The following is an 18,148-nucleotide window of genomic DNA, read 5'->3' as shown; positions in this document are numbered from 1 at the left end:
CCTTTTCACCCGTCCCGCAGGGCGGGTGCATGTGTTTTTCACTGGCGAAAATGAATGAATAAACGAAGGGTCGATTACCGCTCCGGCACCAAGTGGAAATGCCGGTCCTTCCAGACTAGGCCGCGGGCACGCACAAAGTCAGTCCACCGGCCACAAATGGACTGGTTCGTTGCTGTGCATGTGGTGCCAGTAGCGCCGGGTCATCTCGGCAAGCGCCGATGCCCGGTCGAAGCCGGTTGCCTCGAGCTTGTTAAGGACGGAGACCTGCCAGGCCGCACCGTTCTGCTCGCTGCGGGCGCGCTCCCCGATGACCGAGAGATAACGCTCCACCAGCGCGTCGTCGACGCCGAGTTCGCGCAGCCCGTCTGCGGCCATGGGGACCAGGTGCCGGACCACCAGCTCGGCGACCGGGATGTCGCCGATGCCGGGCCAGTACACGGAGGCTTCCAAACCCAGCCGTGAGCAGGCGAGGAAGTTGTCCGTCGCCGTCTTGAAGGCCATCCGGGTCCACAGCGGACGGTCAGACGTGCGCAGGGTATGCACCAGGCCGTAGAAGAAGGCCGCGTTGGCGGTCACGTCAAGGACTGTCGGTCCCGCCGGCAGGACCCGGTTTTCCAGCCGCAGGTTCGGGGTGTGCGTCCCGGGATCATAGATCGGCCGGTTCCAGCGGTACACGGTGCCGTTGTGCAGCCGCAGTTCCGGCAGCAGCGGTGCGCCGGACTCCGTGGTTCCTGAACTGGAGGGGGATACCTCGGGCAGCAGCGCGGGGAAGTACCGGACGTTTTCCTCGAACAGGTCGAAGATGGATGTGATCCACCGTTCACCGAACCAGACCCGCGGCCGCACTCCCTGGTTGCGCATTTCCGGCGGACGCGTGTCGATGGCCTGCTTGAAGAGTTCGATCCTGGTTTCCTGCCACAGGACGTGCTCCATGAAGATGGGGGAATTGGCGGCCAGCGCAACCTGCGGTCCTGCGATCAGCTGCGCCGCGTTCCATGCCGGAGCGAAATCGGAGGGGCTGACTTCAAGGTGCAGCTGCAGGGACGTGCACGCCGCTTCCGGTGCAATGTTCTTGGCATACTGCGTCAGCGTCTCCGCTCCCGTCAGGGACAGATGGACATCTTCGCCGCGTGCCTGCAGCACCGAGGTGTTCAGCGCGGCATAGCGGGCTCCGGAACTGAGCCAGGCATCGCCGTCGAGCACTGACGGTGTCAGGGTGGGCAGGATGCCGACCATGAGGATGTTGGCTTCCGCCTTGGCCGCGAGTTCGTCGGCACGGTTGAGCTGGCGGCGCAGGCTTTCCTCGAGCTCCATCAGCCCCTGGCCGCGGATGGAGAGCGCAGGGTGGTTCATCTCGATGTTGAAAGCGCCCATCTCGGTCTGGAACGCAGGATCGGCGATCTCTGCCAGCACCGACGTGTTCCGCAGGGCAGGAGTGAAGTCATCATTGGTCAGGTTTAGTTCCAGCTCGACACCGATGCTGGCAGTGTCGGCGAACTCTGCGGTGCCGAGGAAACCGGCAAACCTGTCAAGGTTCTCCAGCAGGCGTGCACGATACCTGGTCCGCTGTTCCCGGCTAAAGGACTTCGAGGTGACTTCTGCTCCCATGGTTGAAGATAACCACGCGATGCGGGCTATGTATAGCACCCGGCCCGGGCTCTTGCGGCAGTGATTGCCGCAGCCGGGAAGGGTGTTGCCCGCCGCAGGCTTGCGCCTAGGCTCGGGATTGGAACGGATCGGTTGGGCAGAGAGCAAGGAGACGCAGCATGGAGATTGGAAAGCAGCAGATTATTGATTTCCTGAAAAACCGGGGGAGCGGCGACCAGGCCGGCGAAGCGGAATCCCAGCTGCCCGACAAGGTGGACACGGACAAGGATTCGGGCCTGCTCAGCAAGCTCGGAGTCAATCCGCAGGACCTGATCGGCAAGTTCTCCGGAGGCCTCGGCGGGCTCCCAGGGGCCTAGAAAAGGACGACGCCGGCGGAAGCATCCGCCGGCGTCGCCGCCTTGGCTGGCCTAGGCGGAACCCGGGACTTTGCTGAACGCATGCGAGGCGGCAGCCTGCAGGTCATCATTGGGGTACCGGACGCCGAGCTGAGCCCTGACCTCGTCGAAGAGCTGCATGGTCCGCAGGGAGTCAGCCAGCGGCATCGTGGGGCTTTCGGTCAGCCCTTCCTGGATGCAGCGGGTAACCTCCCGGAGCTCATAGGTGTAGCCGTTGCCCACCTGCTGGAACCGTTCCACTCTGGTTTCGCCCTGGTGCTGCTGGATGTGCAGTTCCACGGGGTTGTGCACCGGCGCACCGGTGCGCACCCAGCCCTCGCTGCCCGAGATCACGGCGGTCCGCGGTCCGGAGGCCAGGAGTGAAGAGGTCAGCTGGGCAACGGCGCCGGAATCATAGCCAAGGTTCAGGGCGTTCTGGGTATCGACGCCGTCGCTGTTCAACGCTCCCATGGCATGGACACGCTGCGGGAAACCGAGCGCTCCCACGGCGATAGTCAGCGGGTACACCGTGAGGTCCAGCAGCGCGCCGCCGCCGGCCGCCGGATCCCAGAGCCGGCTGGCGGGGTCATAGGGTGCGGGGAAGCCCAGGTCCGCCTGGACCCAGTGGATGTCCCCGAGTTCGCCGCTGGCGAGGATTTCCCAGAGCCTGTTGATGCAGGGAAGGAACCGGGACCAGACCGCTTCCATCAGGAAGACCCCGTGGCGGGAGGCCACCTCGATGAGGTCCGCCATTTCGGCGGCGTTGATCGTGATCGATTTCTCGCACAGGACATGCTTGCCGGCTTCGAGGGCTTCGCGGGTCAGCTCATAGTGCTGCGCGTGGGGTGAAGCGATATAAACGACGTCGACGTCCGGATCTTCGAAGAGCTGCTGGTAACCCTTGCCCCGGGCCTCGTCGTCGTAGTAGCTGGAGGCGAAACCGAACCGGTCCGCGAACTCCACTGCGGTAGCCTGCGAGCGGGAACTGACGGCCTGCAGGACAGCGTCTTCAAGGCGTGCAATGTCTTCGGTGACACGCGCTGCGATGCGGCCGGTGGCCACAACGCCCCAGCGGAGGATTCGTCCGGTCGCCTGCACCGGGCTCGGCGCCCCTTGAAGGACGCACGGCGGTGTGCGGATAAACTGCGGGGCGCTCATAATCCTCGGCTTTCGGTTGTAGCTTGGGCAACTAGTCTCTCGGCAATAGAACTACCTTATGGTCCGCGCCCTGTACTGCCCAGCCCCAACAGGAACTCCCGTTCCGGAGGGCGCCAGCAGGCAGGCCGGGGACAGCGAAGCCCGGGCTGCTTTCCAAAGGAAAGGAGCCCGGGCCTTGTGCTGATGAACTGGAGTTACTTGACCAGTTCGGCCAGCGTCGGATCGTTGGCGTAGGCCTCAGCAGCATTGTCCTTGGTGACAATCTGCGGCTCGAGGAGGTAAGCCGGAACAACCTTCACGCCGTTCTCGTAGGACTCGTCGTCGTTGATTTCCAGCTCTTCGCCGGCGCCGAGGCCCTTCACCATGTCGATGGTGTGGGCAACGAGGGCCCGGGTGTCCTTGTTGATGGTGGAGTACTGGACACCTTCCATGATGGACTTCACGGATTCAACTTCGGAATCCTGTCCGGTGACAACCGGAACCGGCTTGCCGGCAGCGGCAACGGAGGTCAGGATCGCGCGGGCCAGGGTGTCGTTGGGGGAGAGGACGCCGTCAAGCTCTTCCGAACCGTAGGAACCCGAGAGCAGGGTGTCCATGCGCTTCTGGGCGTTCTCGGCCTTCCAGCCCTGGGTAACAGCCTGGTTGAATTCGGTCTGGCCGGACACAACGTTCAGGTTGCCGGCTTCAATTTCCGGCTTCAGGACGTCCATGGCACCGTCGAAGAAGACCTGGGCGTTGGCATCATCGGGGGAGCCGGCGAACAGCTCGATGTTCCACGGACCTTCGGGCTTGTTGGCCTTCATTCCGTCCAGCAGGGCCTGGCCCTGGAGCTGGCCGACCTGGAAGTTGTCGTAGGCGACGTAGTAGTCGACGTTCTCGGTGTTGGTCAGGAGGCGGTCGTAAGCGATGACGGTGATGCCGGCATCCTTGGCTTCCTGCAGCTGCGAGCCCAGCTGGGCGCCGTCGATGGCACCAACAACGAGGACCTTGACACCGTTGGTGATCATGGAGCTGATCTGGTTCTGCTGCTCCGAGACACCGCCGTTGGCGAACTGGACCTGCGGCTCGTAGCCGGCTTCCTTCAGGCCGTCGTTGAACAGGCCTTCTGCGAGGACCCAGTTCTCCGAGGTCTTCTGGGGCAGTGCTACGCCGATTGCCGAGCCTTCTTCGAAACCTGCGGTTTCGCCCGAGGCGGACTCATCGGCCCGGCCGCAGGCGGACAGCGACAGTGCTGCCACCGTGGCGACGACGGCAAATGACTTTGCGATTTTACGCATGGTGTTCCTTCTCTAGATTGGTGGTGCGGGTGGTTCTTGGTGGTGCGGATCAAAGGGCCCGGTGGGGCTTAGGCATCCGTTCCGATGGTGGACTTGGTGCCGGTAGGCATTTCAGGCTTGGGATTGACCGGGGCAGGGACAGAGAGCTTGTCCTTGGGCCCGAAGTTCTTCATCATCATTCCGATGATGGAAGGTTTGCCCTGGCTCTTGTTGTAGACGTCCAGTGCCACGGCGACGAGCAGGACCATGCCCTTGATGATGGAGGTGAGGTCCGCGCCGATGCCCAGCAGCTGCAGACCGTTGTTCAGGACGGCCATGACCAGGCCGCCGATGATCGAGCCGACGACGGTTCCGACGCCGCCGGAGACCGCGGCGCCGCCGATGAACACGGCCGCGATGGCATCAAGTTCCCAGCCGGTGCCGTCGAACGGACCGGAGGCGGTGGAACGGGCCACGAAGATCATGCCGGCCAGGGCGGCCAGGATGGACATGTTCATCATGACCAGGAAGTTGACCTTCTTGCTCTGCACACCGGACAGCTCAGCTGCATGCAGGTTGCCGCCCACGGCGTAGACATGGCGGCCGATCACGGTCTTGGTGGAGATGAACACATACAGGATGACCAGCACAGCCAGGATGATGCCCGAGACGGGGAAGGAAGTGCCGGGGCGTCCGGTGGAGAAGAGGTACGTGGCGTAGAGGATGGCGGCTACCAGCAGCCCGGTCTTGGTCACGGCGACCCAGGCCGGGGGATTGACGGAGCCGATCTTCACCGTCTTGGCACGGCGGCGCATTTCCCCGACCACCACGACGGCGGCCAGCGCCAGGCCCAGGAGCAGGGTCAGGTTGTTGTAGCCGGTGTTCGGTCCAACTTCGGGCAGGTAGCCTGCGCCGATGAACTGGAATTCCTGCGGTACGGGAACGGTGTTGGACTTGCCGAAGTACTGGTTGGCGCCGCGGAAGATCAGCATGCCCGCAAGCGTCACGATAAACGCCGGTATGCCCACGTAGGCCACCCAGAGACCCTGCCAGGCGCCGATGGCGGCACCGATCAGCAGGCCAAGCAGGATGCCGGCCCACCAGGGAATGCCCCAGTCCCGCATGGCCATTGCCACGAGGATGCCGGTGACGGCGGCGACTGATCCAACGGAGAGGTCAATGTGCCCGGCGATGATCACAAAGACCATGCCCACAGCAAGGATCAGGATGTAGGAGTTGCCGTTGAACAGGTTGATCATGTTCGTGGGCGTGAGGGTCTTGCCGCCGGTCAGCCACTGGAACAGGCCGATCAGGACGACGAGGGCAAAGATCATGCCGAACTGGCGGCCGTTGCCGCTCAGGAGCTGTTTTATGGCTTTCATGAGAGAGGTCCTTGGGTGGCGAGGTCGGAGGTGTGCTTGCCGGCGGAGGTCATGAGCCTCATCAGGTTTTCCTGGCTGGCGTCAGCCTTGGAAAGTTCGCCGGTGATCGCGCCTTCGAAAATGGTGTAGATGCGGTCGGAGAGACCCAGGAGTTCGGGAAGCTCCGAGGAGATCACGATCACGCCCTTGCCCTGGTTGGCCAGCTGCTGGATGATCCCGTAAATCTCGTATTTGGCGCCGACGTCGATCCCGCGGGTGGGCTCGTCGAGGATCAGCAGGTCCGGGTCGGTGAACATCCACTTCGCCAGGACTACCTTCTGCTGGTTTCCGCCGGAGAGCTTGGAAACGCCTTCGTCCACGGTGGGTGCCTTGGTCCGCAGGCTTCTGCGGTAGTCCTCGGCGTAGCGGTATTCGTCGTCCTGGTCGATGACCAGGCCCTTGGTGATCTTCTTAAGGTTCGAGGCCACGGTGGTGGCCTTGATGTCATCAAGCAGGTTCAGGCCCAGGGTCTTGCGGTCCTCCGTCACGTAGGCAAGGCCGTTCCTGATGGCGTGCGGCACGGTCTTCAAGACGACTTCCCTGCCGTCCTTGATGATCTGGCCGGACATGAAGTTGCCGTAGGAACGGCCGAACAGGGACCGGGCCAGTTCGGTGCGCCCGGCACCCATGAGGCCGGCAAAACCGACAATCTCTCCGCGGCGGACGTGGAAGTTGGAGCCCTTGCAGACCAGGCGGTCCGGCACCGTGGGGTGGCCCACGGTCCAGTCGCGGACTTCGAAGAACACCTCGCCGATGTTCGGCGTGTGGTCCGGGAAGCGGGATTCCAGCGAGCGGCCCACCATGCCCTTGATGATGCGGTCTTCGTCGGCACCGTCCGCTGCGACGTCGATCGTTTCGATCGACTTGCCGTCGCGGATGATGGTGATGGAGTCGGAAATCTGCTCAATCTCGTTGAGCTTGTGCGAAATCATGATGCAGCTGATGCCCTTGGACCGCAGGCCGGCCATCAGGTCGAGCAGGTGCTGGGAATCGTTTTCGTTCAGGGCGGCGGTGGGCTCATCGAGGATCAGGAGCTTCACGCGCTTGCTGAGGGCTTTGGCGATCTCCACCAGCTGCTGCTTGCCCACGCCAATGTCCTTGATCGGCGTCGTCGGGTCTTCGGCCAGGCCAACGCGGGCCATCAGCTCGGAAGCCTCGAGGTTTGCCTTGTCCCAGTCGATCACGCCGAACCGGCGGGGCTCGTTGCCCAGGAAGATGTTCTCCGCGATGGAAAGCTCGGGGATCAGCGCCAGTTCCTGGTGGATGATGACGATTCCGGCGGCTTCCGAGGAACGGATGTCCTTGAACTGGACTTCTTCGCCCTGGAAAATGATCTCGCCGGTGTAGGTCCCGTACGGGTAGACGCCCGAGAGCACCTTCATGAGGGTGGATTTGCCGGCGCCGTTTTCACCGCAAATGGCGTGGATCTCTCCGGCCTTTACCGTGATCGAAACGTCGGAAAGGGCTTTGACGCCCGGAAATTCCTTGGTGATGGAACGCATTTCCAGGATTGTGTGGTTATCCGGCATCTGCGTATCCCCTGGCGTAGGGGCACTGGACGCTGCACAATCCAGTTGCCCGAGCTGCAACTGCTGCTCGCATGAGTGCCTCCCGTTGTGACTTCTTTGTCTTGCTGCAGACCCGAAGATGGGTCGATAGAGAAGTAAACTCTCATTCCCTGCTTGTCGTCAAGTCTTGAACGCAAGAGATGCTGGGCCGAGAAAAACATACTTTGTAAATCAATTCACGGTCAGAGCACCGCTCCGGCCTGCGCCAGCACCAGGGAAGCTGCGCCCAGCGCTTCAGCGCGGTCGCCGAGCGAGGACATGGTGACCGTGGTGGTCTCGCCGATCAGGGGCACCGCATGGCGGATGAGGCCGCGCCGGATCGGGTCCAGGAAGGTGTCGCCGAGCCCGGTCAGGGATCCGCCCACCACGATGACTTCAGGGTTCAGTGTGTTCGCAATGCCGGCAACCGCGCGGCCAACAGCCATTCCGGCGTCGTCCACTACACGCAGGGTGGCAGGGTCTCCGGCCGCGGCTTGGCGCATGATGTCGGCGGTGCTCACCGGCTCTGCGGCCGTACGGCTCAGGAGGTCGATCATGGTGGAGGTGGAAGCGACCGTTTCCAGGCAGCCCCGGTTGCCGCAGCGGCAGACCAGGCCGTGGTCGGAGATGGTCGCGTGGCCGATTTCCCCGGTGACCCCGACGTGCCCGTAGAACAGCGAGCCGTTGATGACCAGGCCCGCACCGATGCCCGAGGCGACCTTGACGAAGATGAGGTTTTCGCAGCCTCCGTGGGGGCCCCAGGTTACCTGTGCCAGGGCGCCGAGGTTGGCGTCATTGTCGAAAAACACCGGAACCCGCAGCCGCGCAGCCAGGTCCTCGCGCATGTTCACGCCCACCCACTCCGGCAGGATGGCGCCGCGCACCACAGTTCCGGTGCGGCGGTCGATCGGCCCCGGAATGCCGACGCCGGCACCCAGTACCCGATGCCGTTCAACGCCGGCGTCTGCCAGGACCCGGTTGAAGAGTTCCCCGGCGGCGTCCATGCCCTCATCCGCCGTGTGCCCCAGCGGCAGCGAGATCGAGGCCTCTTCGAGGATCTGGTAGCCGAGGGTCGCCAGGACCACGCGGACGTGGCGCCGGCCGATGTCGATGCCGGCGGCTACGGCCCCGGTGTCGTTCAGCCGTACGGAGAGGGCCCGGCGGCCCGAACTGGTGGTCGGTTCGGTATTGACCAGCTGCGCCTGGCTCATCTCGCGGACGATGTTGGAGACGGTGGCATTGGAGAGTCCGGTGGTCCGGGAGAGTTCTGCCTGGGTTTGCGGCCCGCCCGTGAGCAGCGCCTCAAGCAGGCGCTGCTGGTTGCGGGCCCGCAGCGCGGTTTGGGAGCCTGGCTTGCTGCGGCGCCGGCCCGGTGTGGGCTCCGTCATCATTGTGGGTGATTGGGCAGACATAACGTTCAGCGTCCTACAGATGGATGTTGCCGTCAAGAAATGAACGCAAGATGGCAAAGTGGCCTGTTGTTCTGAACGCAGCGGCTTACTCGGCGGTGATTGCCGCGCGGTGCTCGGCAGCCGTCTCCAGGTAATGCTCGGCGTTGCGGCGGACGTTCGCGAACTCTTCCTCGGTCAGCTCCCTGCGGACCTTGGCAGGCACCCCGGCAACCAGGGAACGTGGCGGGACCTGCGTGCCTTCCAGGACCAGGGCTCCGGCCGCGACCAGGGAGCCCGCCCCGATGACCGCGCCGTTCATCACAGTGGCGCTCATGCCGATGAGGCAGTCATCCTCCACAGTGCAGCCATGGACGACGGCGTTGTGGCCGACGCTGACCCGCTCGCCAACCGTCGTGGGAAAGCCGGGATCTGCGTGAAGCACCACGTTGTCCTGCAGGTTGGTTCCCGCCCCGACCCGAATGGAATTGGAGTCTCCACGGACGCAGACGCCGTAGAACGCGCTGGAGCCGGGGCCCATGTGGACATCGCCGATCAGGGAGGCCGTCGGCGCCAGGAAGACGCTGGGATCGACATCGGGAGTCTTGCCGCGGAGGGGAATGATGTGAGCCATGCGACAACTGTAGCGGGCAGCCCGGATCCGGGCGGGGAGCCTTAGTTGAAGACGATGGTGCGGCGCCCGTCAAGCAGGACCCGGTGCTCAGCGTGCCACTGGACAGCCTTTGACAGGGTGCGTCCCTCCACCCCGGCACCGAGGGCGGCCAGCCGAGCCGCTGTCCGGGAGTGGTCCACGCGGATGACTTCCTGCTCGATGATCGGTCCCTCGTCCAGGTCCGAGGTCACATAGTGGGCGGTCGCCCCGATCAGTTTCACGCCCCGTGCGTGGGCCTGGTGGTACGGGCGCGCGCCTTTGAAGGAAGGAAGGAAGGAGTGGTGGATATTGATCGCCCGGCCGGAAAGCTCGCGGCACAGGCCGTCGCTGAGGATCTGCATGTACCGGGCCAGCACCACAAGCTCGATGTCCAGTTCCGACATGAGGGCGCGCAGCGCCTCCTCAGCATCCTGCTTCGTGTCCGCGGTCACCGGGATGTGGTGGAAGGGCACGCCGTAGAACTCGGCCAGCCCGGCGAGGTCCGTGTGGTTGGAGACGATAGCCGGAATCTCGATCGGCAGGTTCCCGGCACGCTGCTGGAACAGCAGGTCATTGAGGCAGTGCCCGTCCTTTGAGGCCATGATCAGCGTCCTCACCGGTACGCCGGCCTGATGCAGTTCGAAGTCCATGCCGAAGGCGTCTGCGACAGGCTCAATGCCGGCGCGGACAGACTCGTAGGTCTGCGGCGCCGTGAAGTCAACGCGCATAAAGAAGGAGCCGGAGTCCGGGCTGCCGTACTGCTGGGATTCGGTGATGTTGCCCTGGGCTGCTGCGAGGGCGCCGGAAACGGCATGCACGATTCCCGGACGGTCCGCACAGGAAAGCGTCAGGGTGAAGGAGGCTTCACCGGGTGTCGTGGCGGGCGGGTTGGATGCCGGGAACCCGGCGGCTGCATGTTCGGTCACCCGAACAGGTTACCGCCCGCAGCGGGGAAGCCTAGGCTGGAGCCATGGACGTTACATTCGCCCCGCTCACCGACAAGGACGAGGAAGAGCTGGTCAAGTTCCTGACCACCAACCGTTTTCCCTTCCACCGGATAACGGCACCGTCAGAGGAACTTGTCCGAAGGCTGCTGCTGGAAGGCAGGTTCGAGTCCGACGGCGTGCGCACCTTCTGGGTATTTGGCGGCAACCAGCGCCTGGGGCTGGTGATCCTGGAGGACCTGGCCGAAGAGTGCGCCGTCTTTGACCTGCGCCTGATCGAAGTGCACCGGGGAGAAGGCAAGGGAGTTCCCGTAGTCAAAGCGCTGACGGCCGAGGCTTTTACGCAGTACCCGCACCTGCGGCGGCTGGGAGGAAAGATGCGGGAAGACAACATCGCCATGCGCAAGACGCTCCTTCGCTCCGGGTTCGTCAAGGAAGCCCACATCCGCGAAGGGTGGCCGCTTCCCGACGGGAACCGCATCGCATCGGTGACCTACAGCAGGCTGCGCTCGGACTGGGAGGCCGGCACTGTCACCGGCTTCGTCTGGGAAGAGATCCCGGCCGGCACCGCCTGACGCCGCAAGTCCCTGCGCACCCCTGCGCACCATGGCCCACGCTAGACTGGGGAGCGTCGCGACTGGCGTTGGGTGGGTAACCACCAGGGAGCGGCACAAGCAAGTCCAACCACGGATCGCACGCCTGGGCCATGGTCACGTTGTCATCTGTTTGTCATGCCCGGAACCCGGGGGTGCCCGGCAGGTAGCCTGACCTATAGAACACCCTTCCCCAGGAGATCCACGTGAGACTATCCACCCAGCCCGTCACCAATGCGCCCCTCTCCGAGGTAGACCCGGAGATTGCAGCCGTGCTCGACGGAGAACTGGCCCGCCAGCGCAACACGCTGGAAATGATCGCATCAGAGAACTTTGCCCCGCGCGCCGTCCTGGAAGCGCAGGGCTCCGTCCTCACCAACAAGTACGCCGAGGGTTATCCCGGACGCCGTTACTACGGCGGCTGTGAGCAGGTCGACGTGGCGGAAAACCTTGCGATCGAACGGGTCAAGGCCCTGTTCGGTGCTGAGTTCGCCAACGTCCAGCCGCACTCCGGTGCCCAGGCCAACGCAGCTGCACTGTCCGCGCTGATCAAGCCCGGAGACAAGATCATGGGCCTGAACCTGGCCCACGGCGGGCACCTGACGCACGGCATGAAGCTGAACTTCTCCGGCAAGCTCTATGAGGTTGCTGCGTACGGCGTCGATGACAAGACCTACCGGGTCGACATGGATAAGGTGCGGGAGCAGGCCCTTGCCGAGCGCCCGCAGGTCATCATTGCCGGCTGGTCCGCCTACCCGCGCCAGCTGGACTTCGCTGCCTTCCGCTCCATCGCGGACGAAGTCGGTGCCTACCTGTGGACCGACATGGCCCACTTCGCCGGCCTTGTCGCCGCCGGACTGCACCCAACCCCCGTCCCGCATTCCGACGTCGTCACCTCCACCGTGCACAAGACCCTCGCCGGTCCGCGCTCGGGCGTGATCCTCGCCAAGGAAGAGTTCGGCAAGAAGATCAACTCCAGCGTGTTCCCGGGCCAGCAGGGCGGACCCCTGATGCACGTCATTGCAGCCAAGGCCGTGGCCTTCAAGGTTGCCGGTTCCGAGGAATTCCGTGAACGCCAGGAACGTGTCCTTGAGGGCGCCCGGATCGTCGCCGAACGCCTCAGCGCCCCGGACGTCGCCGAGCACGGAGTTTCGGTCCTGACCGGAGGCACGGACGTCCACCTCATCCTGGTGGACCTGCGCAATTCCGAACTGGACGGCAAGCAGGCCGAAGACCTGCTGCACTCCGTTGGCATCACGGTCAACCGCAACTCCATTCCGTTCGACCCCCGCCCGCCGATGGTCACCTCCGGCCTGCGGATCGGCACCCCGGCGCTGGCAACCCGCGGCTTCGGCGCAGCGGAGTTCACCGAGGTTGCGGACATCATTGCCACCGCGCTGAAGCCGGCACCGGACACCGAAGCGCTGTCCCGCCGCGTCTCGGCCCTGGCAGATAACTTCCCGCTCTACCCCGGACAGGAGCAGTGGTAATCGTGGAAAAGGGTACGAATATGGAGGGCCCGGTGGAGGAAGAAACCACGCAGGCGCCGCAGACCGCCCGGAAGCTGGACGGGATCCAGGCGGCCAAGGACATCAAGGAAGAGCTTGCCCAGCGGATCCAGGTCCTGAAGGACGAGCACGGCATCACCCCGGGACTTGCCACCGTCCTGGTGGGAGACGACCCGGCGAGCCACTCCTATGTGGGCGGCAAGCACAAGGACTGCGCGCAGGTGGGAATCAATTCCATCCGCCGCGACCTGCCTGAGGACATCACCCAGGAAGAGCTCGAGAAAGCCATCGACGAGCTGAACGAGGATCCGGCCGTCACGGGTTACATCGTGCAGCTGCCGCTGCCGAAGCACCTGGACACCAACGCCATCCTGGAACGCATCGCTCCGGAGAAGGATGCCGACGGGCTGCATCCGGTGAACCTGGGCCGGCTGGTGCTCAACGTGTCCGACGCAATGACCTCTCCGCTGCCCTGCACTCCGCACGGAATCGTGCAGCTGCTGGTCCGCAACGGGATCGCGCTGACCGGCAAGAACGTGCTGGTCATCGGACGCGGCGTGACCGTCGGCCGCCCGCTGGGACTGCTGCTCACCCGCCGGCCGATCAACGCCACGGTCACCCTGGCCCACACCGGCACGGTAAACCTGCCCGAACTCCTTGCCGAGGCCGACGTGGTTGTGGCCGCGGCCGGATTCCCGGGGATGGTCAAGGCCGCTGAACTGAAGCCCGGAGCGATTGTCCTGGACGTCGGCGTCACGCGGATCACCGATCCGGAAACCGGGAAGACCACGCTCAGCGGAGATGTCGAAAAGGATGCAGCCGCGGTGGCTTCCTGGATCTCGCCCAACCCCGGCGGCGTCGGGCCGATGACCCGGGCCATGCTGCTCGCCAACGTTGTTGAGGCAGCCGAACGCCGCGTGGGAATCCTGCCGGGCGCCTAACCGCCGTCCCGGCAACGGGCTGGATTTCCGTTTGAAGGCCTGTGCGCGCCGGATGCACAGGCCTTCGGCGTCTGCACTATGCTGTCCGGGTGCCCCAGATCACCTCGTCAGCCAGCCCCATAGCGGACAGCCTGCAGGACATCGTCATTTCGGCGTCCGGCCTGACCAAGTCATACGGCGATTTCACCGCCGTTGACGGCATCAGCTTCGACGTTCCGGCGGGGGAGGCGTTCGGCCTGCTGGGCCCCAACGGTGCCGGCAAGTCAACGACCATGAAGATGATCGGCGGCGTCTCCAAGCGCACCTCCGGTGACCTGCGGATCATGGGGCTGGACCCTGACCGCAACGGCCCCGAAGTCAGGGCCCACCTCGGTGTGGTTCCGCAGCAGGACAACCTGGATGAGGATCTCCGGGTGCGGGACAACCTCCTGGCTTACGGACGGTACTTCGGGCTGCCCAAGAGCTACCTTCAGCCCAAGGCAGACGAACTGCTGGAGTTCGCGCAGCTCACCGACAAAGCCAGGGCACGGGTGGACGACCTGTCCGGCGGCATGAAGCGCAGGCTCACCATCGCCCGGTCCCTGATCAACGATCCCAAGATCCTGCTGTTGGATGAGCCGACCACGGGCCTGGATCCGCAGGCACGGCACATCCTGTGGGACCGGCTCTTCCGGCTCAAGGAAGCCGGAGTCACCCTCATCCTCACCACCCACTACATGGATGAAGCCGAACAGCTCTGTGACCGGCTGATTGTCGTGGACAAGGGCACCATCATGGCCGAAGGCTCTCCGGCAGCCCTGATCCGCAACCACTCCTCCCGCGAAGTCGTCGAGCTGCGCTTCGGCTCGGAACGGAACACCACGGTCGCCTCCGAGCTGGACGGTATCGGTGAGCGCATTGAGACGCTGCCGGACCGGGTGCTGATCTACGCCGAGGACGGCGAGGCTGCCCTTGAAGCCGTCACCGGCCGCGGCCTGCGGCCCATCACGTCCCTGGTCCGCCGCTCTTCGCTGGAGGACGTCTTCCTCCGGCTGACCGGCAGGAGCCTCGTTGACTGAGCAGCAAACCCATGCCGTCCTGGGCCTGCGGTCACCGCTGACGCCGGAGGAAGCTGCCCGCCGCGCACGCCGGTTCGGCCCGGTCTACTACGCCGAGCACTGGCTGCGCCGCATGCGCGGCTACGGCTGGACAGTCCTGGTCACCGCCGTCGGCACCCCGCTGGTCTACCTGTTTGGCATGGGCGTGGGCCTGGCCACCCTGGTGGATACGGGAACCAACGCAGCGTTCGACGCCGGGAACGGCGCGTCCGTCTCCTACCTGATGTTCGTTGCGCCGGCACTCCTGGCAACCGCGGCGATCATGGTGTCCGCCGAGGAGAACACCTACACGGTGATGTCCGGCTTCAAATGGCGGCGCACCTACTACGGACCCAACGCCTCGCCGCTGTCCAGCGGCCAGCTCGTGGACGGCCATGCCCTTGGACTGGGCGTGCGGCTGCTCATCACCTGCGGCGCCTATTTCATCTTCCTGCTGCTCTTCGGAGCGGTGGGGAATCCGGGAACCGCGTGGCTGATGATCCTCACAGCGATCCTGGGCGGGCTCGCGTTCGGCCTGCCGCTGATGGCCTACAGCGCTTCCATCCAGGACGACCGCGGGCAGTTCGCCATGGTGCAGCGTTTCATCGTGATGCCGCTCTTCCTCTTCTCGGGGACCTTCTTTCCGCTGGACACCCTGCCGCTGGTCATCCGCTGGATCGGCTGGATTTCGCCCCTCTGGCACGCGACGGAACTGGGCCGGATGTTCAGCTACGGGATCACCGAGCCGGTCTGGCTGACGGCCGTGCACGGTGCGTACCTGCTGGTGCTGGCGGTGGCCGGCTGGCTGCTCGCCCGGCGCATCTTTACGGGAAGGCTCGGCGCATGAGCGCGCACGCAACCAACCGTGCGGGCATCCTCGAACCGCAGCAGCGGATCCTGGGTTCCCTCTACGCCCGAAACATCCGTGCGGTCTTTGCCCGCGGGCTGAAGGCCACCTGGGGAAGCAACTGGTCGATTATGATCAGCGGCTTCGTCGAACCGGTCCTGTACCTGCTGGCTATGGGAATCGGCCTCGGCTCGCTGATTGGAACCGTGGCCGGGCCGGGCGGCGAACAGATTAGCTATGCCGCGTACATCGCTCCGGCCCTGCTGGCCGTTTCCGCGATGAACGGCGCGATCTACGACTCCACCATGAACGTGTTCTTCAAGCTGAACTTCGCGCGGCTTTACGAGGGCATGCTGGCCACATCCCTCGGACCGCTGGACGTGGCGCTGGGGGAGATCCTGCTCGCCCTGCTGCGCGGCGCCATGTACGCGACCGGCTTCACGGCGGTCATGGCTGCCATGGGCCTGGTCAGTTCACCCGCGGCCCTGCTGATGATTCCGGCCGCCGTCGTGGTGGCCTTCGGTTTCGCCTCCATCGGCATGGCCATCACCAGCTACATGAAGACCTTCCAGCAGCTGGACTGGATCAGCTTCGTGATGCTGCCGATGTTCCTGTTCTCCGCGACGTTCTATCCGCTGAGCGTCTACCCGCAGGCTGTGCAGTGGCTGATCCAGGCGCTGCCGCTGTGGCACGGTGTGGAAATGCTGCGCCAGATCAGCGCAGGCGCACTGTCCCTGGCCACCGCGGGACACCTGCTCTACTTCGTGGTGATGATCGGTTTTGGCCTGGTCATCACGACCCGGCGCCTGGAAGCACTCTTCCTGAAATAGCGGTTGCGGAGGTGTCCCTGTGGTCCGGCTCCCGGCGCTGCCAGTCAGGCCGTGCGGACACGCGCGGCAAGCGCTGCCTGCAGCCGGGACTCGACTCCCAGCTTGGCCAGTACGCGGGACACATGGGTCTTCACCGTGGTTTCCGAGATGCCCAGTTTGCGCGCGATCCGGACGTTGCTCAGGCCCTCCGCCAGGCAATCCAGGACTTCCACTTCACGGGCAGTCAGCTCCGGCTCCGGGAACTGCTCCTTCGCCGCAGGGGAAGCCTCCGCGGCATCTTTCCGGCCGGAGACAAAGGCGTCCACCAGCCGCCCGGCGACCTCCGGGGCAATCACGGTGCCGCCTTCGTGTACCCGGCGCAGCGCCGTCGTGATTTCCGCCGGTTCAGCCGTCTTGAGCAGGAAGCCTGCGGCACCGGCGGAGAGGACGCCGAACAAATAGGAATCGTGGTCGAAGGTAGTCAGCGCCACGACCTTTGAGATTCCGGCACCGGCAATTGCCGCGGTCGCCTGAACGCCGTCCATAACCGGCATCCTCAGGTCCATCAGGACAACGTCCGGGGCCAGCGCCTGCGCCATGCGCACGGCTGTGGCGCCGTCGGCCGCCTCGCCGACCACCGCGAATCCGGGCTCGGTTTCCAGGACCATGCGTATGCCCAGCCGGATCGCGGCATGGTCATCCGCCAGCAGTACCCGAATGTCCCCGCTCATACCTTTGTTCCTTCTGTGCCGATGTTTCCCTGGCCGGGCAGAGGTTCCGGCAGCTGTGATCCGTCTGCCGGGAGGGTCGCCTCAACCGTCCAGCCTCTGCCTGATGCTGCGGGTCCGGCCCAGGCACGGCCGCCAAGCTGCCCGGCACGTGCCAGCATGCTCGGTACCCCGGTCCCCGTTCCGGCGAGGGCGGGGGAGCCGGCCGACCGGCCGGGGTGGCTGCCGCCGTCGTCCTGCACCACCAGGCGGATGCCGCCGGGAGCACGCTCGAGCAGCATACGCACCCTGGCGCCGTCGGTATGGCGGGCCGCGTTCACCAGCGCCTCCACCGCTATCCGGTAGACCGCAGCCTGCAACGGCGAAGGCAGCTCCTCCGGGCGGTCCAGCCGGTTGGACCAGCTGACGTCCATTCCTGCTGCCCGGTGCCCGTCGACGACGGCGTCCAGGTCCAACACGCTGCCGGCCAGGGGCCGGGGGACACCGCTGCTGAGCGTTCGGATCATCCCGTTGAGCTCCTCCAGGCCTTTTACGCTCTCCCGGCGCACATGCCCCAAGACCTCCACCGGCAGGCTGCTGCCGGCGGGACTGCGCAGCGCAGCGCCGGACTGCAGGGCGATCGCGGAGAGCCGCGAGGACAGCACATCGTGAAGTTCCCTCGCCATGTCCTGCCGTTCGGCGGCCAGTGCCAGTTCATGTTCCCGGGCAGCGAGCCGTTCCTGGTCACGGGCGGCAGAACGGATCGCGGCCGCCCGTGCACTTTCGCTCTCCGCAAGCTGGGCAGCCTTGCGCAGGTTGGAGGCCCATTCAGCCGGGAGGAGCAGCACCATGCCGGTCAGCAGGATCACTGTGACGCCGTCGCGCAGGTCCCCGGTCAGTGCCCAGGCAGCAGCGCCTGAAGCCCCGCAGAGCACCAGGACACTGACTTCCGCAGCACGGGCGGCCCGGGCGGAGCCGAACAGCACCAGCGAGAAGACCGCCTCAAAAGCCAGGAACAACCCGGCCGCGCTGTTCGCCAGCACCAGTGCAACCGCCGCCGCGAAGCAGACAGTTACCATTACGGCAGTCTGCCTGCGGCGCAGCAGGACCGCGGCACAGCCGATCACGGTCAGGGCCGGCCACCACGGCGCCAGCCCCGGTACCAGCGGAGAACCGGTGGCAGTGAGGTCCAGGGAATGCAGCAGCCAGGCCAGGGCGGCATAGCCGACGGCGAGCAGGGCGTCTTCGCGCTGGATCCGGCGGGCAGGGGAGGGCCTGTCCCAGGAGTAGTTCATCCCTCCATCCTGACGCGGGCACCC

The 18,148-nt window shown here is 65.1% G+C and carries 17 protein-coding genes and 1 riboswitch; of the genes, 7 read left to right on the top strand and 10 right to left on the bottom strand.

Annotated elements, in window-relative coordinates:
* Positions 1-138 precede the first annotated feature (138 nt).
* Positions 139-1,608 carry a glutamate--cysteine ligase gene (locus LOC59_RS11495; RefSeq protein WP_227895223.1) on the bottom strand — a complete coding sequence of 490 codons (1,470 nt, stop codon included), beginning with the start codon at positions 1,606-1,608 and terminating at the stop codon, positions 139-141.
* Positions 1,609-1,766: 158 nt separating this feature from the next.
* Here LOC59_RS11495 and LOC59_RS11490 point away from each other — a divergent pair, with 158 nt between their 5' ends.
* Positions 1,767-1,964, top strand: a complete 198-nt coding sequence (locus tag LOC59_RS11490; RefSeq protein ID WP_227895222.1) for a hypothetical protein — start codon at positions 1,767-1,769, stop codon at positions 1,962-1,964.
* A 51-nt stretch (positions 1,965-2,015) separates the two neighbouring features.
* Here LOC59_RS11490 and LOC59_RS11485 read toward each other — a convergent pair whose 3' ends face one another.
* The 7 genes from LOC59_RS11485 to purU form a co-directional block, all read right to left on the bottom strand.
* A complete protein-coding gene (locus LOC59_RS11485; protein WP_227895221.1) occupies positions 2,016-3,140 on the bottom strand; it encodes a Gfo/Idh/MocA family protein in 1,125 nt (374 codons plus the stop codon).
* Between the two features lie 194 nt (positions 3,141-3,334).
* Positions 3,335-4,417 (bottom strand): substrate-binding domain-containing protein, encoded by a 1,083-nt coding sequence (locus LOC59_RS11480; RefSeq protein ID WP_227895220.1) that lies wholly within the window; start codon positions 4,415-4,417, stop codon positions 3,335-3,337.
* 68 nt (positions 4,418-4,485) lie between these two features.
* The gene (gene mmsB / locus LOC59_RS11475) at positions 4,486-5,778 is read right to left on the bottom strand and encodes a multiple monosaccharide ABC transporter permease (RefSeq protein ID WP_227895219.1); all 1,293 of its coding nucleotides are present in this window, start codon (positions 5,776-5,778) and stop codon (positions 4,486-4,488) included.
* Positions 5,775-7,346 carry a multiple monosaccharide ABC transporter ATP-binding protein gene (gene mmsA / locus LOC59_RS11470; RefSeq protein ID WP_227916402.1) on the bottom strand — a complete coding sequence of 524 codons (1,572 nt, stop codon included), beginning with the start codon at positions 7,344-7,346 and terminating at the stop codon, positions 5,775-5,777. Before mmsA ends, mmsB begins: the two co-directional genes overlap by 4 nt.
* 221 nt (positions 7,347-7,567) lie before the next feature.
* Positions 7,568-8,776: an ROK family transcriptional regulator gene (locus LOC59_RS11465; RefSeq protein WP_229972029.1), complete on the bottom strand. Its 1,209-nt coding sequence runs from the start codon at positions 8,774-8,776 to the stop codon at positions 7,568-7,570.
* Between the two features lie 85 nt (positions 8,777-8,861).
* The gene (locus LOC59_RS11460; protein ID WP_229972027.1) at positions 8,862-9,386 is read right to left on the bottom strand and encodes a gamma carbonic anhydrase family protein; all 525 of its coding nucleotides are present in this window, start codon (positions 9,384-9,386) and stop codon (positions 8,862-8,864) included.
* A gap of 41 nt (positions 9,387-9,427) precedes the next feature.
* Positions 9,428-10,255, bottom strand: coding sequence for a formyltetrahydrofolate deformylase (purU, locus tag LOC59_RS11455; protein WP_227895354.1), 828 nt, complete (start codon positions 10,253-10,255; stop codon positions 9,428-9,430).
* 119 nt (positions 10,256-10,374) lie between these two features.
* Between purU and LOC59_RS11450 the strand changes: the two genes are divergently transcribed.
* The 6 genes from LOC59_RS11450 to LOC59_RS11425 all read left to right on the top strand — a co-directional run bounded on the left by LOC59_RS11450 (position 10,375) and on the right by LOC59_RS11425 (position 16,143).
* Positions 10,375-10,923: a GNAT family N-acetyltransferase gene (locus LOC59_RS11450; protein WP_227895215.1), complete on the top strand. Its 549-nt coding sequence runs from the start codon at positions 10,375-10,377 to the stop codon at positions 10,921-10,923.
* Positions 10,924-10,971: 48 nt separating this feature from the next.
* A riboswitch (ZMP/ZTP riboswitch) is annotated at positions 10,972-11,060 on the top strand.
* 87 nt (positions 11,061-11,147) lie between these two features.
* Positions 11,148-12,431, top strand: a complete 1,284-nt coding sequence (glyA, locus tag LOC59_RS11445; RefSeq protein WP_423721464.1) for a serine hydroxymethyltransferase — start codon at positions 11,148-11,150, stop codon at positions 12,429-12,431.
* A gap of 20 nt (positions 12,432-12,451) precedes the next feature.
* The gene (locus tag LOC59_RS11440) at positions 12,452-13,390 is read left to right on the top strand and encodes a bifunctional methylenetetrahydrofolate dehydrogenase/methenyltetrahydrofolate cyclohydrolase (protein WP_227895352.1); all 939 of its coding nucleotides are present in this window, start codon (positions 12,452-12,454) and stop codon (positions 13,388-13,390) included.
* A gap of 89 nt (positions 13,391-13,479) precedes the next feature.
* The gene (locus LOC59_RS11435; RefSeq protein ID WP_227895214.1) at positions 13,480-14,448 is read left to right on the top strand and encodes an ABC transporter ATP-binding protein; all 969 of its coding nucleotides are present in this window, start codon (positions 13,480-13,482) and stop codon (positions 14,446-14,448) included.
* Entirely contained in the window at positions 14,441-15,313 is an 873-nt protein-coding gene (locus tag LOC59_RS11430) for an ABC transporter permease (RefSeq protein ID WP_229972025.1), read from the top strand. Before LOC59_RS11435 ends, LOC59_RS11430 begins: the two co-directional genes overlap by 8 nt.
* The gene (locus LOC59_RS11425; RefSeq protein WP_229972023.1) at positions 15,310-16,143 is read left to right on the top strand and encodes an ABC transporter permease; all 834 of its coding nucleotides are present in this window, start codon (positions 15,310-15,312) and stop codon (positions 16,141-16,143) included. Before LOC59_RS11430 ends, LOC59_RS11425 begins: the two co-directional genes overlap by 4 nt.
* A 44-nt stretch (positions 16,144-16,187) precedes the next feature.
* On the opposite strand, the gene LOC59_RS11420 is transcribed toward LOC59_RS11425, so the two are convergent.
* Both LOC59_RS11420 and LOC59_RS11415 read right to left on the bottom strand, forming a co-directional pair.
* Entirely contained in the window at positions 16,188-16,853 is a 666-nt protein-coding gene (locus LOC59_RS11420; RefSeq protein ID WP_229972021.1) for a response regulator, read from the bottom strand.
* Positions 16,850-18,124: a sensor histidine kinase gene (locus LOC59_RS11415; RefSeq protein ID WP_229972019.1), complete on the bottom strand. Its 1,275-nt coding sequence runs from the start codon at positions 18,122-18,124 to the stop codon at positions 16,850-16,852. Before LOC59_RS11415 ends, LOC59_RS11420 begins: the two co-directional genes overlap by 4 nt.
* Positions 18,125-18,148: the final 24 nt, after the last annotated feature.

The organism is Arthrobacter sp. zg-Y916, assembly GCF_020907385.1.
Taxonomy (GTDB): Bacteria; Actinomycetota; Actinomycetes; order Actinomycetales; family Micrococcaceae; genus Arthrobacter_B; species Arthrobacter_B caoxuetaonis.
Note: the sequence above shows the minus strand (reverse complement) of the source record. Positions and strands in the feature narration are given on the sequence as shown.

Excerpts from the sequence above, each read along its gene's own strand:
- mmsB (WP_227895219.1), bottom strand. The coding sequence starts at position 5,778 with ATGAAAGCCATAAAACAGCTCCTGAGCGGCAACGGCCGCCAGTTCGGC.
- LOC59_RS11415 (WP_229972019.1), bottom strand. The coding sequence starts at position 18,124 with ATGAACTACTCCTGGGACAGGCCCTCCCCTGCCCGCCGGATCCAGCGC.
- LOC59_RS11495 (WP_227895223.1), bottom strand. The coding sequence starts at position 1,608 with ATGGGAGCAGAAGTCACCTCGAAGTCCTTTAGCCGGGAACAGCGGACC.
- LOC59_RS11485 (WP_227895221.1), bottom strand. The coding sequence starts at position 3,140 with ATGAGCGCCCCGCAGTTTATCCGCACACCGCCGTGCGTCCTTCAAGGG.
- LOC59_RS11425 (WP_229972023.1), top strand. The coding sequence starts at position 15,310 with ATGAGCGCGCACGCAACCAACCGTGCGGGCATCCTCGAACCGCAGCAG.
- LOC59_RS11420 (WP_229972021.1), bottom strand. The coding sequence starts at position 16,853 with ATGAGCGGGGACATTCGGGTACTGCTGGCGGATGACCATGCCGCGATC.
- LOC59_RS11465 (WP_229972029.1), bottom strand. The coding sequence starts at position 8,776 with ATGTCTGCCCAATCACCCACAATGATGACGGAGCCCACACCGGGCCGG.
- LOC59_RS11490 (WP_227895222.1), top strand. The coding sequence starts at position 1,767 with ATGGAGATTGGAAAGCAGCAGATTATTGATTTCCTGAAAAACCGGGGG.
- mmsA (WP_227916402.1), bottom strand. The coding sequence starts at position 7,346 with ATGCCGGATAACCACACAATCCTGGAAATGCGTTCCATCACCAAGGAA.
- LOC59_RS11480 (WP_227895220.1), bottom strand. The coding sequence starts at position 4,417 with ATGCGTAAAATCGCAAAGTCATTTGCCGTCGTCGCCACGGTGGCAGCA.
- LOC59_RS11450 (WP_227895215.1), top strand. The coding sequence starts at position 10,375 with ATGGACGTTACATTCGCCCCGCTCACCGACAAGGACGAGGAAGAGCTG.
- LOC59_RS11440 (WP_227895352.1), top strand. The coding sequence starts at position 12,452 with ATGGAGGGCCCGGTGGAGGAAGAAACCACGCAGGCGCCGCAGACCGCC.
- LOC59_RS11460 (WP_229972027.1), bottom strand. The coding sequence starts at position 9,386 with ATGGCTCACATCATTCCCCTCCGCGGCAAGACTCCCGATGTCGATCCC.